Here is a 15,759-nt window from a genome sequence, read left to right as displayed (position 1 = left end):
GCAATCGAACGTGACCTGAACCTGCCTGACCGACGCCATCGGCCCACCCTAGAGGGACACCGCGCACCGAGACCCCGGAGGTCCTCGCCGCGGCGCGCGTGATCGTCACATCGGCGCGCGGAGACCGGCGACCGTCACCGAGAGCAGCCGTTCGAAGGAGTCCGGCGCCGTCTCGGCGGCGACCCCCAGGCCGTGGCCGAGCAGCAGCAGGTCGCGCGGTTCGAGGTCGCCGCGCACCACACCGGCCTCCTGCGCCGGTGCCAGGACGGCCGCCGCCGCGTCGCGCATGAGCTGCTTGCACTGCGCGTAGGTCGCGGAGTCCTGGTCGATCGTGGCCTTGAGCGCCGCGCCGAGCCCGCGGTTGTACGTGACGTAGGCGACCTGCTCGCGCAGCCAGCCCGTCAACGCGTCCAGCGGCGCCAGCTCATCGACCAGCTCCTTCGCGCGCAGGTTCAGCCGTTCGACGTCGGCGTGGTAGACGGCCTCGATGAGCGACTCCCGGCCGGCGAAGTGGCGGTAGAGGGTGCCGGGACCGACCTCGGCGCGGCGGGCGATGTCGTCGAGGGGCGCGCCGGGGCCGTGCTCGGTGAACGCCTCGCGAGCGGCCGTGACGATGCGCTCGTGGTTGCGGCGTGCGTCGGCACGCATCGGCCGGGACGTCGTCATCGGCACCCCTCGCATCGAAACGGAGAATCTCTCCGGTTACCCTTGTCAAACCGGAGAAGCTCTCCATATGCTAGCTCGCGGTAGAAGCGGAGACTCTGTCCGCTTATTTCGTCGATCCCGGGAGCCCCAGTGCCTGGATCCACCCTGCTCTCCTCCGGCGCCACCGCGGCACAGCCGCGCCCCCGCCCCGGACTGGCGCTCACCGCGCTGCTGACCTGCCAGTTGATGATCATCCTCGACGCCACGGTGATGAACGTGGCGCTCCCCCGCATCCGCGACGACCTCGGCTTCTCCGCCACCGGGCTGTCGTGGGTGATGAACTCGTACACGCTGGTCTTCGGCGGTCTGCTGCTGCTCGGCGGCCGCGCCGGCGACCTGCTCGGCCGCCGCCGGCTGCTGATCGCCGGCGTCACCGTGTTCACCGTCGCGTCGCTGGCCGGCGGGTTCGCGGACTCCTCGGCGACCCTGGTCGCCGCCCGGGTCGTGCAGGGGCTGGGCGCCGCGATGGCCGGACCGAGCACGCTGGCGCTGCTGGTCACCACGTTCAGCGAGCAGCGGGCGCGGATGCGCGCGCTCGCGCTGTTCTCCGGGATGGCCAGCGCCGGCTTCGCGCTCGGGCTGATTCTCGGCGGCGTGCTCACCGAATGGCTGTCGTGGCGGTCGGTGCTGTTCATCAACGTGCCCCTCGGCGCGCTGATCGTCGCGCTGGCCGTCCGGCACGTGCGCGAGCCGGCCCGGCATCCCGCGCGGCTCGACCTGCTCGGCGCGGCGACGGGCTCGGCCGGCATCGCGGCGCTGGTGTACGGGTTCATCCGCGCGGCCTCCGACGGCTGGCGGGACGGGTACACCGCCGGTTCGCTCGTCGCCGGTGTGCTGCTCCTGGTGACGTTCGTGGTGGTGGAGGCACGCACGGCGGCGCCGCTGCTGCCGTTGCGGCTGTTCGCCGACCGCAACCGCGCCGCGGCGTTCGTCAACTTCCTGCTCGGCCCGGCGACCGGCATGTCGATGTTCTTCTTCCTCACCCAGTACCTGCAGGACGTGCACGGCTACGGGGCGCTGGCCACCGGCCTCGCCTTCCTGCCGATGGCGGTGCTGGTGTTCGCGATGTCGCGGCTGATCCCCGTGCTGCTGCCGCGGTTCGGCCCGAAGCCGATGGCGGTGACCGGCACGCTGCTGATGACCTCCGGCGTCGCGCTGCTGACCCGGCTCGGCGTGGACACCGGCTTCGCGGCCGGGCTGCTGCCGTCGATGCTGCTCATGGGCGTCGGCATGGGACTGGCGTTCGCGCCGCTGAACGTCGTGATCATGACCAGCGTCCCGCCCGCCGACGCCGGCGCGGCCGGCGGCGTGCTGCAGACCATGCAGCAGGCCGGTGCGACCCTCGGGCTGGCGATCCTGGTGACGGTGTTCGGCGCGGCCACCCGCGACGCGGCCGACGGCGCGACGCCCGAGCAGGTGCTGGTGACCGGCATGACGCACGCCTTCGTGGCCAGCGTGGCGATCGGGACGGCCGCGGTGCTGGTGGCGCTGACCTTCCGGCGCGAGCCACCGGCGGCGTGAGTCAGGGCGCGGCGGCGTCGGGAGCGGGGTCGGGCTCGATGGCCAGGACGACGGCGGGCAGCAGGGAGTGCGGCACTCGCGGCGTCCGCGCGGTGCGGCGCCGCTCGCGGGCCGCGGCCAGCAGCCGGACGACCACCCACGCCGCCGCCATGACGGCCGCCGCGAGCACCGGTGCGATCAGCACGACGGCACGGAACAGGAACACCACCGGCAGTGCCTCGCCGAGGCCGGCGCCGGCCAGCATCAGCGCGCCGATCAGCGCGGTCTCGGCCGAACCGATGCCGGCGGGGGTCGGGGTGGCGGCGGACAGCGCGGTACCGGCGAGGTACGCGGCCATGCCGACGCCGATGCTGATCTCGACGCCGAAGCCGACGGCGGCCAGCGCGAAGCCGGTCGCCAGGCAGGTCGCGGCGGCCAGCTGGGCGAGCAGCGCGGCCAGCGCCAGCACCGGCCGGGCCCGCACCGCCGCGACGGCGTCGCGCGCCGACGCCCGCAGCCGCTGCAGCTTGCTCTGGCGGCTGGGCAGCGTCGTCGTGACGGCGACCGCGACCGGCCGGGCGGCGCGCCGGGCCGCGAGGCGTCGCAGCAGCAGTCGCACCGCGACCACCAGTACCGTCGCCAGAGCGGCCACGGTGACGAGTCCACTCCAGCCCTCGCGCAGCCAGGCGACGCCCAGCAGCAGGCCGGACCCGTGCGCCAGCCCGCCCGCCACCGCCCACAGCGCGACCACGCCCGCGGCCGTCGTGTTGGAGGCGCCACCGCGGTGCAGGGCCGCGACGAACACTCCGGCCGAGCCGACGCCGGCCGGGACGACGCGGTTGGCGACCGTGCCGCCGATGTGCGCCGCCGCCGCGCCGGACCACGTCAGGTAGCCGTCGGCGATGGCCCGCTTGCCGGTGATGGACGCGATGGTCGCCATGATCCAGAACGTCGCGACCATGACCGGGACGTACGGGTTGCGCCGCATGGAGGCGATCAGGTTCGGCAGTACCGAGGGCACGATGAGGACGCCCACGACCACGAGGATCGCGAGCACGGCCAGCATGCCGACGACCCGGCGCGTGCTGCCGAAAATCGCACGCCGCCGGGTCTTTGTGGTGGTCCGTTCATCGATCGCCACGCCCCTATGGTGACCTACCGAAACGTCCACAGTCTGTAGTAGAGGCGTACAAGTGGCGTCGATCTGCCCTCTCACCTGCGGACTTGACAGGGAAAATTCTTAGGCCGCCTTGTCCGAGCCGGGCGGCGACGGGGGTGGCGCCCATCCCGAGCGCCACCCGTCGCGGGTGAGAGCCGCAGCGCCGTCAGAACGGTGCCATGAACTCCGCCGGCTCCAGCGCCCGCCGGCTGATCCGGACGTCACCGAGGTGTCCGTAGAAGCCCTGGCCGAAGCCGAGGTCCCAGCCGGTCGCGCCGAGCGTGAACGGCCGGCCGAGCGTCGCGATGCCGTGCGCCGGCTGCTTCGGGTTGCGGGCGATCGGCGAGCCCTCGACCCACACGACCGTCTGCGCGCCGTCGTTGACGACCGCGACGTGGAACCAGCGCCCGACCGGGAGGGCGTGGCTCCACGACGTCGGGGACGCGTCCTCGACGTGCGGGTAGAGGACGTACTGCAGGAAGCGCTCGGGCGACACGTTGAGGCTGCAGGTCGGCTCGAGCGGCGAGTAGCCGGCGGTCTTGCCCGCGTCGCCGGCCCGGCCCTGCCAGCTGAAGACGCCCATCCAGGCGTGGTTGCCCTCGAACGGCTCGGGCAGCTTGAGGAAGACCTCGATCGTGTAGCCGCCGAGGAACTTCTCCTGGTTGATCGGGGCGCCCTCGACGGCCTCGAGGATCGCGCCCCGGTTGGGCGACTGGCCGCCGTCGAAGCGGAGGCTGGCGTGGGCGGGCGCGCCGTCGTGGTGGTCGAGCGAGCGGGTGAGCAGGCCGGACGCCGAGGAGTGCAGCCGCCGCACGACGAGGTCGTTGCCCTTGCGGGTGAGGTCCTGCGCGACGGCGCCGTCGGCGACGGAGGCGCCCTCCTCGACCCGGCCGCGCAGGCCGAGCGTGTCGAACCGCCAGTACGCGACGGTGTCGCGGCCGACGACGCGGGTCGGCGGGCGCGACGGCGGCGTCGGGTCCGGCGCGAAGCCCGCGAACCGCGCCGTGAAGTCGACCGGCAGGCTGAAGCGGTCGACGTCGCTGGTGAGCTCGATGACCTCCGCGCCCAGCGGCGGCCGCTCCCCCGCCTCGCGCGTCAGGAACCACGGCGCGAACGTCTCGACGTCGATGGTGTTGCGGACCAGGTCGAACTGGTAGAGCCGGATCATGCCGGCGCCGCCGTAGTAACGGTCCTGGTAGTTGGTGATGTGGACGTGCACCTCGTGGCCGGCGTCGTTGGTGAGGACGGTGCGGCCGGGCGGCCAGTAGTGCCCGCCGAGCGCGAGGACGATCTGGTCCTTGCCGCGGATCAGCCCGTCCCACAGCCGCTGCCCGTTGCCGGACAGCTGCGCCGCACCCTCGTCACCGGCGTAGGCGAGGTCGTGCGTGGTGACGATCGCGGGCAGCTCCGGGTGCGCGTCGACGACGCCGCGGGCCCACGCCAGGCCGGCGTCGGAGACCCGCCAGTCCAGCGCCAGCACCAGCCACTCGCGGCCGGCGGCCGGGATGACGTGGAAGCTGTTGTAGCCGTCCGGCGACGAGCCGCCGAACGTCTCGCTGCCGGTGAACCGGGACGGGCCGAACGCACGCAGGTACGGCGTGTCGCCGCGCTGGTCGTCGCCGCCGGGGATGTCGTGGTTGCCGGCCAGCACGCTGAACGGCACGACGCCGTCGAGCGCCTCGAACGTCCGGTCGGCGAGGTCGATCTCGTCCTGCGTGCCGTGCTCGGTGACGTCGCCGAGATGCGTCATGAACGCGACGTTGGCGAGGCCCCGTTGCTCGCGCAGGTAGCCGAACGTCGTCGCCAGCGGCTCCGGGTCGGAGCGGTCCTCGTCGAAGAGGTACTGGGTGTCCGGCAGGACGGCGATGGCGAACCGCGGACTGTCCGGGTCGAACCCGGCCGGCGTGGGCGGGACGACGGGCGCGGCGGCCGCGGTGCCGGCGGCACCGCCGACGAGGCCGGGGACGGCGAGCGCGGCGGGCGCCGCGAGGGCGCCCTGCAGGAGACGGCGGCGGGCGACGCCGCCGGCACGACCGGTAGGGGTGTCGGACATCTGCGGAACCTCCGATGAGAACACGTGATCCCGCATATCGGACCAATCGGAGGTGGCGCACACGTGTCCGCGCGCGATCGGCCGGACGAACCATGGCCGTCGCGCGCGTGGAGAGGCCGCGGGGCTCAGGGACGGAGGTGCGGAGGATGCGGAGCCGGCGGAGTATCCTCCGCACCTCCGTCCCTGAGCGTCCCTAAGCGTCCCTCGTCAGGGTCGACGCGACCGTCATGCGGCGCAGCGCGGCGACCGGGACCAGGCTGGCCAGCACCGGGATCGCGGTGCCGCCGGCCAGGGTGGTCGCCGCGGCCACCAGCAGCTCCGCGTGCAGCTCGCCGGCCAGCCCGGCGGCGATCGCCAGCCCGGCGACGGTGCCGCAGACCGCGCCGGTGAGGCCGATCAGCGCCGCCTCGGCCAGCACGACCCGGCGCACCCGGCCGTCGCCCCAGCCGACCGCCTGAAGGACGGCGAACTCGGCCCTCCGGTCGCGGATGTTGAGGAAGACGACGTCGGCGACGGCGATGCTGGACAGCAGGACCGTCACCAGGACGGCGACGTAATCGATCTCGCGGGCCCGCACGGAGACGGCGTCGCCCAGCACGGACCCGACGACGGCGCCGTTGAACGCCAGAGTGATGCCGAGCAGTGCGGTCAACGCGGCGCACCCGAGCGCGACGACGAGCACGCCGAGCCCGGTCCGCCCGGGCGAGCGGACCACGTTGGCGACCGCCAGCGTCCGCACCCCGCGCACCACCGGCGCGCGCACCCCGCGCACCACCGGCGCGCGCTGGCCGGGCGTCGCCCGCGGCTGCTGCATCCCCTTGATCGACGGCTTCGACGCCCGCCACGCCGGCCACGCCGCCGCGACCAGCGCGACGACCACCGCCACCGGCACGGCGACAACGGCGCGCGCCAGCGTCACCTCCAGGCCGGTGATCCAGCCGACCGCCACCGAGACCAGCGCGCCGACGATCCCCGCGGCGCCGCCGACCAGCAGCACCTCGGCCAGCAGCAGCCGCAGCAGCTGCGCGCGGCTCCAGCCGACCCGGCTCAGCACCGCCAGCTCGCCCCGCCGGGACCGCGCGGACGCCGCCGAGACGTTGGCGACGAACAGCGTGCTCACGGCCAGGACCAGCACGAACAGCGCCACGCTCTTGTGATCGACGGCCTGCATGACGGCGGCGACGACGCCCTGGCGCATCCAGGTCTCGGTCAGCGCCAGCTCCGGCCGGCCGTACGCGCCGGCCGGCAGCTGCACCGTCTGCTCGGTGGCCGCGCTGCCGAGGACGATGTCGACGTCGAGGCCGGTCTCGACGCGAATCTGGTCGGCCACCAGCCGGACCCGCTCGCGCTCGACCGGGCTGACGCCGTCGACGCCGTCGACGCGGACGCGGATCGCGCTGACCGGCGCGTCGGGGTCGGCCAGCTCGATGCCGGAGCCGGTGAACGTGCCGAGGTCGGACAGCCGGATGAACGCCGTCGGCGGGCCCAGGTTGTAGGCGCCGGGGCTGCCGGACGACAGGAGCGGCCGGCCGCCGAGCAGCTCCCGGCTGCGTGCGTCGGCGGCGGGCAGGCCGCGCGCGCCGTCGTAACCGGCCGCCTCGAAGTCGGCCGGCTCGAAGAAGCCGGCGATACCCAGCTGCGGCAGCGTGTCGCCGGTCTGCGAGACCGCCGAGCCGGGGTGCGGGCGGACGGCCCGGAACCCGGTGTCGGCGACGACGGCCGGCGTCGGCACGTAGCCCTCGATGCGCACCGACGAGCGCCAGACGTCCTGCGGGTTCTCGACCGTGCGCGGTTTCAGCACCCCGCGGGCGCCGACGTCGTACGCCGTCGGCTCGGTGGTCCAGAAGCTGTCGACCAGGATGCTCACCGGGCTCTCGGTCGCCTGCCGGAGCACCTCCTTGTAGGCGCGGTCGGCGGTGATCAGGTCGGTGGCGACGACCGGACCCGGGGTGGCGAGCAGGTCGCCGATCTCGTCCAGCGGAACGCCGGCCGCGAACCGGTCGGCCGTCTCGTCGGGCAGCCGGCGCACCCGCACCTCGGCCTGGACGTCGATGTTCGGCTTCGCGGGGACGAGGACCGGGACGGGCCGGGTGCCGGTGGCGGGCCCGGCGCCGGCCAGCGCCCGCAGCGACTCCGGCACCTCGCCGTCGCCGGTCAGTGCGGCCTCCTGCTCCGGGTCGACCGCCGCCACCAGCACCGGGAACGACCACTCCAGGGTGACCGAGCGCCGCGGCGGGGCCTGCAGGTTGCGCCGCGGCGAGTCGCCGCGCGGCCGGGTCGTGAAGCACTGACTGCTGCGCTCGCGGGCCGCGATGGCGGGCGAGTCGGCGATGTCGCCGCCGTAGGGGCGCAGCGGGCACACCAGGGCGACGGAGCCGTCGGGCATGGTCTCGGCCCGCCCGTGCGGCGCGCCGCTGTCGTTGAGCTGGCCCAGCACGGAGATGGTGTTCGGCGTGACGTAGGAGAACGACGCGGACGGCCGCTCGATCTCGGTCAGGCCGCGGTCGCTCATGTACACGACGTCGGCGACCAGCAGCTCCCGGCGGGCGTCGGTGCGCGGGCCGACGTCGATGGCGATCTGTATGCCGTGCATGACGTAGCCGACCATCGCGACCGGTGCGGCCACCTCGACCCCGCCGATGGCGCGGATGGCGTCGTAGTCGTCCAGCGAGATGCCGCCGAACTGGCCCGACAGCTGGTACGGCCGCACCAGCCCGCGCTCGGCCTCGAGGTCGCTGCGGGTCCCGGGCGGGCGGACCAGGATGTGGTACGGACTCTGGGCGGCGGCCACCTCGCCGCGCAGCTCCAGCCGCTCGACCTCCGAGGCGCCGGTGAGCACGGTGAACACCGACGTCGCCGCGACCACGCCGAGCCCCAGTGCCAGCGCCCGGCCCCAGTGGGCGCGCAGCTGGGCGAGGACCAGCGGGCCGACGCCCGGCCGCGCGGTGCCGGGGCCGCGGAACCGGCCGAGGGCGCGGCGCAGGCGAGCGACAGCGCGACGGGCGTTGCTGCCGCCGCCGCTGTCCCCGCCGCCGCCGGGGCCGCCGTGGTCAGCCGGCGGCATCGGCCGGCCTCCTGATCCCGTCCGCCTGGCGGCCGTGCGGCCGGGCGTGCTCGCCGCCGGACACCCGGCTCAGCATGGCCACGCACCCGTGCGGCCTGCCGTCGCAGGCCACCGGCGACGGCGCGGCCGTGGCCGTCGCGGCGGATGCTGCCCGCCACCGGCTGGTCGAGTCGGCGGAGCGGCATGGGGATCTTGGACTCGCCGCCGGCCCCCTCCCGAGCGCCCGTCGCACCAGGTGGGATGGCGAACGAGACGCCACGCAGTACCGGCGCATGATCGGGAGCGTAGCCGAACGTGTGGTCGCGCAACTCCACACCGGCGGGCCGGTCGGCGCGCGGCCACGATCAGCCGAGGCCGGTCGCCCGTCGCAGCGTTTCATCCGGCTGCGGATCCCAGAGCGCGTGGTCGGCGACGACCGCGCCGTCACGGAGGCTGATCAGCCGCTGGCACTGCGCCGCGACCGCCGCCTCGTGCGTCGCCAGGACCAGCGTCATGCCGTAGTCGGACTGCACCTGCGCCAGCAGATCGAGCACCTCGTCACCCGTACGCGAGTCCAGCGCACCGGTGGGCTCGTCGGCCAGCAGCAACTTCGGCCGGGCGACCAACGCGCGGGCGATCGCCACCCGCTGCTGCTCGCCGCCGGAGAGATCGCCGACGCGGGCGGCGTGCCGGGCGCCGAGCCCGACGGCGTCGAGCAGCTCGCGGGCCCGTTCGAGCCGGTCGAAGCCGACCTGGATCGGCATCAGCGGCACCACGACGTTGTCCAGGGCGCTCAGCTGCGGCAGCAGGTGGTAGTGCTGGAAGACGAAGCCGACGCCGCGCCGGAACGCCGCCGCCGCCCGCCGCGACAACTCGTCGACCCGGGTGCCGCCGACCATGACGGTGCCGGAGTCGGGCCGATCCATGCCGCCGATGACATGGAGCAGCGTCGACTTGCCGGACCCCGACGGGCCGACGACCGCCACCGTCTCGCCGGCACGGACGTCGAGCGTGACGTCGACGAGGGCGGGTACGTGATCGCCGCCCTGCCGGTAGAAGCGGGTGACGTTGTGCAGCGAGATGGGCGCACCCGGGAACCGGTCGTGACCCCCCGACCGGACGTCCGCAGCGTCGCTAGGACCCTGCCGTCTCATCTGATCATCATGACCTTCGACTCAGTGCGACAAACGGTCAGGGCCTGATTGTCTCATCCCGGCGCAACCCCTGGGCGTCCCGGATGCCGTTCACACTTCCGCTCCGAGGGGGCCGGAACGCGCTTACCAGGCGGTTCGCGCCCCGTCGGGGTGACATGACAGTCGCCACGACCACGGATCACGGGGTGTGAATGTCGGTGGAACGGCCGGTTCACCCTTACAGTGTGAGAGTGCCGCTTCAGCATGCCGTTCTCGCCCTGCTGGCCGACGGACCCAGCTACGGGTATGAGCTCAAGGCGAACTTCGAGAAGGCCGTCGGACCCCAGTGGGGTGGGCTGAACATCGGCCACGTCTACCAGATCCTCGACCGGTTGCACCGCGACGGCATGGTCAGTTCGCACACCGTGCCGCAGGACTCCCGGCCCGACCGCACCGTCTACCTCATCACGTCGGCCGGACGCAGCGACCTCGACGACTGGCTGGCCACGCCGACCACGCGCACGTCGGGCTACCGCGACGACTTCATCCTCAAGGTGCTCGCCGCGGGACGGCGTGGCCCCGACGCCATCCGTGAGGTCTGCCGCATCCAGCACGACTCCCGCCTGGCCGAGCTGCAGACGTTGCGCACCAGCCGGCGCACGCATCAGCACGACGCGCTCGCGGCCCTCACCATCGAGGCGGCGATCCTGCACACGCAGGCCGACATCAAGCTGATCGAGGCGGTCGAGGCACGCGCCGACGAGCCGCTGACGCCGGCCGCGCAGGCACCCGGCGCCCAGGCCAAGGACGCCGACGAACAGGACCGCAAGGCGCGGCACGCGTCCTGATCACCGCACCGCCGCGAAGCCGGCGGCGTCAGCCCGTCCGGCGCGCGAGTTGCCGGCCGATGCGCGCGCCGGCGCCGCCACTCAACTTCGCGTTCCGTCGACGACGCCGCGAACCGGTGCCAGGGCGCCGCGGCCGCCGCCGGTCTGCTCACGCCGGCGGATGAGCTGACCGGCCGGGCCGGGGGCGTGGACGGAGCCGGAAGCGCGCCCTCGCCCGTCGGGTCGACCGCGTTCGGCGCGCTGTGGGTGGAGGCCGCGGACCGACCTGGCATGCTGTGCGGGTGCGCGTCGTACTTGCCGAGGACTCCCTGCTGCTGCGTGAAGGCCTGGTCCGTCTGCTGGGCGAGGCCGGAGCCGACGTGGTCGACGCCGTCGGCGACGGCGTCGCGCTGGTCCGGTCGGTGCAGGAGCACCGCCCCGACGTCGCGATCGTCGATGTCCGCATGCCACCGACGTTCACCGACGAGGGGTTGCGGGCGGCGTTGTCGGCGCGGTCGGAGGTGCCGGGGACCGGCGTGCTGGTGCTGTCGCAGTACGTCGAGGAGTCGTACGCGGGCGACCTGCTGGCCGACGGCGCGGGCGGCGTCGGTTACCTCCTCAAGGACCGGGTGTCGGCGCTGGCGGATCTCTCCGACGCGCTCGAGCGGGTGGCGTCCGGCGGGACGGTGCTCGACCCGGAGGTGGTGGCACAGCTGTTCGCCCGGCGCCGCCGCGACCCCCTGCAGACGTTGACGGCGCGCGAGCGCGAGGTGCTGGCGCTGATGGCGGAGGGCCGGACGAACGTCGCCATCGCGCGGCTGCTGGTCGTCACCCAGGGCGCGGTCGAGAAGCACATCTCGTCGATCCTCACGAAGCTCGACCTCCCTCCGTCCGACGACGACCATCGGCGAGTGCTGGCGGTGCTGGCCTGGCTGCGGGCGGAGCACTGACGCCCGATTCCGACTGCAACACGGTCGTGACAGGATCTGTGTCACTCTGTGCGGATGTCGTTTCTCATGCGTGTGGTCGTACCGGACCGTCCCGGTTCGCTCGGAGCCGTCGCGTCCGCGGTCGGCACCGCGGGCGGTGACATCGTCGGCGTCGACGTCGTCGAGCACCGCGGCGACGGCTTCGTCGTCGACGACTTCCTGGTCGACCTGCCGGGTGGGCGGCTGCCGGACACGCTGGTGACGGCGTGCCGCACGGTACCCGACGTCACGGTGGAGTTCATCGGCCACTACAGCCCGGGCGCCAGCCTGCACCGCGACCTCGAGGCCGTCGAGGCGATGACCGACGACCCCGACCGTGCCGAGGAGATCCTGGTCGACCTCGTACCCGGCATCTTCCGCTCCGGCTGGGGGCTGCTGCTGCCCGCCGCCGGTTCCACCCTGAAGGTGCAGCGCGCGAGCGGCGGCGCCCCCGAGGACGACGGTTACGAGGCGCCCTGGCTGCCGCTGACCGAGCCCACCCGCATCGTCGTCGGCCCCGACGCCCCCGAGCCCTGGCACGATGTCGTCGCGGTCGGCGTCCCGGTCGACGACACCGGCCAGGCCATCGTCTTCGGCCGCGACGGCGGCCCTCGCATCCTCGACTCCGAGCTCGCCCGGCTGGTGCACCTGGTGGCGCTGGCCCAGGTGATCCGCCGCACCTCGCCCGCCCGCGAGGCGGACGACGCCGCCACCGCCTGACCGCGCGATCGCCGTCCGCTCGGGACGTGTCGCCGGTCGCCGTCCGTGCCGGAGGTTCAGTCGGCTCGCGTGCGGGCCGGGCCGGGAAAACAGATGACTTGCGGCGCGTGGTCGTCGATAATCCACGCGCGTGGACTCCTCGAACGTCGGCGGGACCCGTGGCCAGTCCCCCAGGTCGTCCCTGACCACGCTCGCCGGGCGTACCTTCGACGCGATCCCGCCGCCGGCGCTGGTCCTGCTCGGCATCGTCAGCGTCCAGCTGGGCTCGGCGCTGGCCAAGCACCTGTTCAGCACGGTGGGCAGCTTCGGGACGGTCGGCTTGCGGCTGTTCTTCGCCGCGGTGGTGCTGATGCTGCTGTGGCGGCCGTCGCTGCGCATGAGTCGTCGCGCCTGGACCGTGGTGCTCAGCTACGGCGTGATTCTCGCCTTGATGAACTTGTGCTTCTACTTGTCGCTGGCCCGGATCCCGCTGGGGATCGCCGTGACCATCGAGTTCCTCGGGCCGCTGGGCGTGGCCCTCGCCGGGTCGAGACGATGGCTGGACGCCTTCTGGGCCCTGCTCGCGGCCGGCGGCGTGGTCCTGCTGATGGGTGGCCGCGGCGACCTCGACCCTGTCGGCGTTCTGTTCGCCCTCGCCGCGGGAGCGTTCTGGGGCCTGTACATCCTGGTCGGCGCGGCGCTGGGGCGCCACACCACGGAAGGCAACGGCCTGGCTCTGGGCATGGCCGTCGCGGCGCTGGTGGCGGTGCCCGTCGGCGTGGCAGACAGCGGGACGGCGCTGATCGTGCCGTGGGTGCTGGTCGCGGGGCTCGGCGTGGCGCTGTTGTCGTCGGTGGTCCCGTACTCGCTGGACCTGGAGGCGCTACGCAGGATGCCGCCGCGGGTGTTCGGCATCCTGATGAGCCTCGAACCAGCGATGGCGGCTCTCATCGGCCTCATCGTGCTCCAGGAGGCCCTGCTCTGGTCGCAGTGGATCGCGGTGCTGTGCGTGGTGGCCGCATCCATCGGCTCCACCCGCGGCACCCGCTCGGACGTCTAGGTGCAGACGTCTAGGTCTAGACGTCTGGGCCCGGACGTCCAGGTCCGGACGGCTGGGTCCGGACGTCTGGGTCCGGACGTCTGGGTCCGGACGGCTGGGCTCGACCTCCAGGTGCGGCGGACGTTTAAGGTGCGGCGGCTCGGCCTGCCGACGCGAGCAGTATCCCGGCCACTCGGTGACGCCCGACGCCGCCGGTCCGGGCAGCCCCTACTGAGACAGCATGGCCGAGGCTGCGCGCGCCGCTACCGCACGGCCGCGCGCACCCGCCGGTCGGTTCGGCTCAGCCGACGCTCGCGAGGGCGAACGGCAGGACTTGTGCTGCGCCGGCCCGGCGCACCTCCCTTCCGGCGACGGTGAGAGTCCAGCGGGAGTCGGCGAGGTCGTCGACCAGGAGGACGACCGGGTCGGGGCCAAGCGCCGCCAGGGCTTCGCGGGTCGATGGTCCGACCCGCCAGGCGTCCCAGACCGAGGCCAGCCGGAAGGCGCTGTTGCCGCCGGGTTCCGTGCCCTCGGCCGGTCCGGCGCCGGTCGCCTCCAGCTCACCGAGGTCGGCCAGCCGGCCCACCGACGCCAGGTAGCGGCCGACCGAGCCGACGAGCTGTGGATGCCGCCGCGACGGCAGCGTGATGACGGCCTCGGGGCGACGGTCCCAACGCCACTCGCGCAGCACGTCGATGCACGCCGCCAGCAGCGGCTCCGGAGCCGGCGCGTCGTCGGCGTCGAGCAGCGACCGCAGCCGCTGCCCCCAGCCGAGGTCGGTGAGCCGGGCGACCACGCGGCCGGGCTCGAGGCGGTCGTCGGGGCCGATCTTGCCCTTGACGTCGACGCCGAGCCGCCCCATGCCGGACGGCCACTGGACCCGCGGCTCCAGCAACACACCGGCTCTGGCCAGAGTCGTCCGCGCCGCCGCCCTGGCGTCGGCCGGCACCTCGTCGGTGTACCAGGGACCGGTGCAGACGTCGCAGCGGCCGCACGGCGCGGCGCTGGGGTCGTCCAGCGCGGCTTGCAGGAACGCCATGCGGCACTGCTCGCCGCGCTGGTAGGAGAGCATCGACCGGGCCTCGGCGTCGCGGGCGGCGGCCACCCGCTCATAGCGCTCGGCGTCGTAGACCCAGTCGTCGCCGGTGGCCTGCCAGCCGCCGCGGACGCGCTGCACCGCGCCGTCGACATCGAGCACCTTGAGCAGCAGCTCGAGCCGCGTCCGCCGCACGTCGACGACGGTCTCGAGCGCCGCGGTGGACATCGCGTCGCCTGCACCCGACAGCGTCCGGATGACCGCCGACGCCTGCTCCTGCCGCGGCATCGAGACGGTGGCGAAGTACTGCCAGATGGCTTGGTCCTCGGCGGCCGGCAGGAGCAGCACATCGGCCCGTTCCGTCGCCCGGCCCGCGCGACCGACCTGCTGGTAGTACGCGACCGGCGACGACGGTGCGCCCAGGTGCACGACGAAGCCGAGGTCGGGTTTGTCGAACCCCATGCCCAGCGCGCTGGTGGCCACCAGTGCCTTGACCTCGTTGTTCAGCAGCGCCCGTTCGGCCTCGACGCGGTCGGCCGGGTCGGTGCGGCCGGTGTAGGCGATGACGTGATGGCCGGCCTCGCGCAGCAGCGCCGCGGTGTCCTCGGCAGCCGACACCGTCAGCGTGTAGACGATGCCGCTGCCGGGCAGTTCGCCGAGGTGGGCGGACAGCCAGGCCAGCCGGTGCTCGGCGTCGTCGAGGGTCAGCACTCCCAGGCGCAGGCTCTCGCGCGCCAGCGAGCCGCGGATGGTGGTGACCTCGGCTCCCCCGGCGCCCAGCTGCTCGGCGACGTCGGCCACGACCCGGGCGTTGGCCGTCGCCGTCGTCGCCAGGACCGGGGTGCCGGCGGGGAGCGTGCCGAGCAGGTCACGGATGCGCCGGTAGTCGGGCCGGAAGTCGTGGCCCCAGTCGGAGATGCAGTGCGCTTCGTCGACCACGATGAGCCCGGCGCCGGCCGCCAGCGTGGGCAACTGCTCGTCGCGGAACCGCGGGTTGTTCAGCCGCTCCGGACTGACCAGCAGGACGTCGACGGCGTCGTCGGCGAGCTGCTTGGCGACCTCGCCCCACTCGTCGGCGTTGGCGGAGTTGATGGTGACCGCTCGCACCCCGGCGCGGCCCGCGGCGGCGACCTGGTCGCGCATGAGCGCCAGGAGCGGCGACACGATGACGGTCGGCCCCGCACCGCGCGCCCGTTGCAGACCCGTCGCGACGAAGTAGACCGCCGACTTGCCCCAGCCGGTGCGCTGCACGACCAGCACACGACGCCGGTGTTCCACCAGGTCGCGTACAGCGTCCCACTGGCCGTCGCGGAACTCGGCCGTGTCGTTGCCGACCAGCCGCCGCAGCAGCGCTTCTGCTTCGTCCTTCAGATCCATGACTGCGACGCTAGCTGGCGGATCCGACAGGTCGCCACCGAGCTCGCGCCGATTGTGGACAACTCGGCGAACTCGTCGGGCCTGTGGACGACCGCCGGCGGGACGTGTCCGCGACACGTCGTGCCCGGCGTCGGGTTGACCGTGGCGCGGCGCACCCCTTGCGGCCTGCGGGCGTCGCCGATGGGCTCGGCCGAGGCCCGCATCCGACGGTGTGACCGAC

11 protein-coding genes are annotated in these 15,759 nt (G+C 73.8%); 5 read left to right on the top strand and 6 right to left on the bottom strand.

What is annotated here, in order from left to right:
* Positions 1-105: 105 nt before the first annotated feature.
* Positions 106-666 (bottom strand): TetR/AcrR family transcriptional regulator, encoded by a 561-nt coding sequence (locus DZA62_RS34200; protein ID WP_116953458.1) that lies wholly within the window; start codon positions 664-666, stop codon positions 106-108.
* A 129-nt stretch (positions 667-795) separates the two neighbouring features.
* Here DZA62_RS34200 and DZA62_RS34195 point away from each other — a divergent pair, with 129 nt between their 5' ends.
* Positions 796-2,226, top strand: coding sequence for an MFS transporter (locus tag DZA62_RS34195; protein WP_198664506.1), 1,431 nt, complete (start codon positions 796-798; stop codon positions 2,224-2,226).
* Between the two features lies 1 nt (position 2,227).
* On the opposite strand, the gene DZA62_RS34190 is transcribed toward DZA62_RS34195, so the two are convergent.
* The 4 genes from DZA62_RS34190 to DZA62_RS34175 all read right to left on the bottom strand — a co-directional run bounded on the left by DZA62_RS34190 (position 2,228) and on the right by DZA62_RS34175 (position 9,542).
* Positions 2,228-3,346 carry a lysylphosphatidylglycerol synthase domain-containing protein gene (locus DZA62_RS34190; RefSeq protein ID WP_116953457.1) on the bottom strand — a complete coding sequence of 373 codons (1,119 nt, stop codon included), beginning with the start codon at positions 3,344-3,346 and terminating at the stop codon, positions 2,228-2,230.
* Positions 3,347-3,530: 184 nt separating this feature from the next.
* Positions 3,531-5,417: a LamG-like jellyroll fold domain-containing protein gene (locus DZA62_RS34185; protein WP_116953456.1), complete on the bottom strand. Its 1,887-nt coding sequence runs from the start codon at positions 5,415-5,417 to the stop codon at positions 3,531-3,533.
* Between the two features lie 193 nt (positions 5,418-5,610).
* A complete protein-coding gene (locus DZA62_RS34180; RefSeq protein WP_116953455.1) occupies positions 5,611-8,481 on the bottom strand; it encodes an ABC transporter permease in 2,871 nt (956 codons plus the stop codon).
* Between the two features lie 344 nt (positions 8,482-8,825).
* Positions 8,826-9,542 carry an ABC transporter ATP-binding protein gene (locus DZA62_RS34175; RefSeq protein WP_408620231.1) on the bottom strand — a complete coding sequence of 239 codons (717 nt, stop codon included), beginning with the start codon at positions 9,540-9,542 and terminating at the stop codon, positions 8,826-8,828.
* A gap of 302 nt (positions 9,543-9,844) precedes the next feature.
* Here DZA62_RS34175 and DZA62_RS34170 point away from each other — a divergent pair, with 302 nt between their 5' ends.
* The 4 genes from DZA62_RS34170 (at position 9,845) to DZA62_RS34155 (ending at position 13,147) form a co-directional block, all read left to right on the top strand.
* Positions 9,845-10,441 (top strand): PadR family transcriptional regulator, encoded by a 597-nt coding sequence (locus tag DZA62_RS34170; RefSeq protein ID WP_116953453.1) that lies wholly within the window; start codon positions 9,845-9,847, stop codon positions 10,439-10,441.
* 281 nt (positions 10,442-10,722) lie between these two features.
* A complete protein-coding gene (locus DZA62_RS34165; protein WP_116953460.1) occupies positions 10,723-11,370 on the top strand; it encodes a response regulator transcription factor in 648 nt (215 codons plus the stop codon).
* A 66-nt stretch (positions 11,371-11,436) separates the two neighbouring features.
* Entirely contained in the window at positions 11,437-12,108 is a 672-nt protein-coding gene (locus DZA62_RS34160) for an ACT domain-containing protein (protein WP_198664505.1), read from the top strand.
* A 130-nt stretch (positions 12,109-12,238) separates the two neighbouring features.
* A complete protein-coding gene (locus tag DZA62_RS34155) occupies positions 12,239-13,147 on the top strand; it encodes an EamA family transporter (protein WP_116953451.1) in 909 nt (302 codons plus the stop codon).
* Between the two features lie 280 nt (positions 13,148-13,427).
* On the opposite strand, the gene DZA62_RS34150 is transcribed toward DZA62_RS34155, so the two are convergent.
* Positions 13,428-15,539: a RecQ family ATP-dependent DNA helicase gene (locus DZA62_RS34150; protein ID WP_116953450.1), complete on the bottom strand. Its 2,112-nt coding sequence runs from the start codon at positions 15,537-15,539 to the stop codon at positions 13,428-13,430.
* Positions 15,540-15,759: the final 220 nt, after the last annotated feature.

The sequence above is a fragment of the Jiangella endophytica genome, assembly GCF_003427025.1.
In the GTDB taxonomy this organism is placed as follows: domain Bacteria; phylum Actinomycetota; class Actinomycetes; order Jiangellales; family Jiangellaceae; genus Jiangella; species Jiangella endophytica.
This window is presented reverse-complemented; position numbering and strand designations above follow the sequence as displayed.

Bases quoted from the DNA above. Each gene is read 5' to 3' on its own strand.
- DZA62_RS34160 (WP_198664505.1), top strand. From the start codon at position 11,437: ATGCGTGTGGTCGTACCGGACCGTCCCGGTTCGCTCGGAGCCGTCGCG.
- DZA62_RS34200 (WP_116953458.1), bottom strand. From the start codon at position 666: ATGACGACGTCCCGGCCGATGCGTGCCGACGCACGCCGCAACCACGAG.
- DZA62_RS34150 (WP_116953450.1), bottom strand. From the start codon at position 15,539: ATGGATCTGAAGGACGAAGCAGAAGCGCTGCTGCGGCGGCTGGTCGGC.
- DZA62_RS34185 (WP_116953456.1), bottom strand. From the start codon at position 5,417: ATGTCCGACACCCCTACCGGTCGTGCCGGCGGCGTCGCCCGCCGCCGT.
- DZA62_RS34180 (WP_116953455.1), bottom strand. From the start codon at position 8,481: ATGCCGCCGGCTGACCACGGCGGCCCCGGCGGCGGCGGGGACAGCGGC.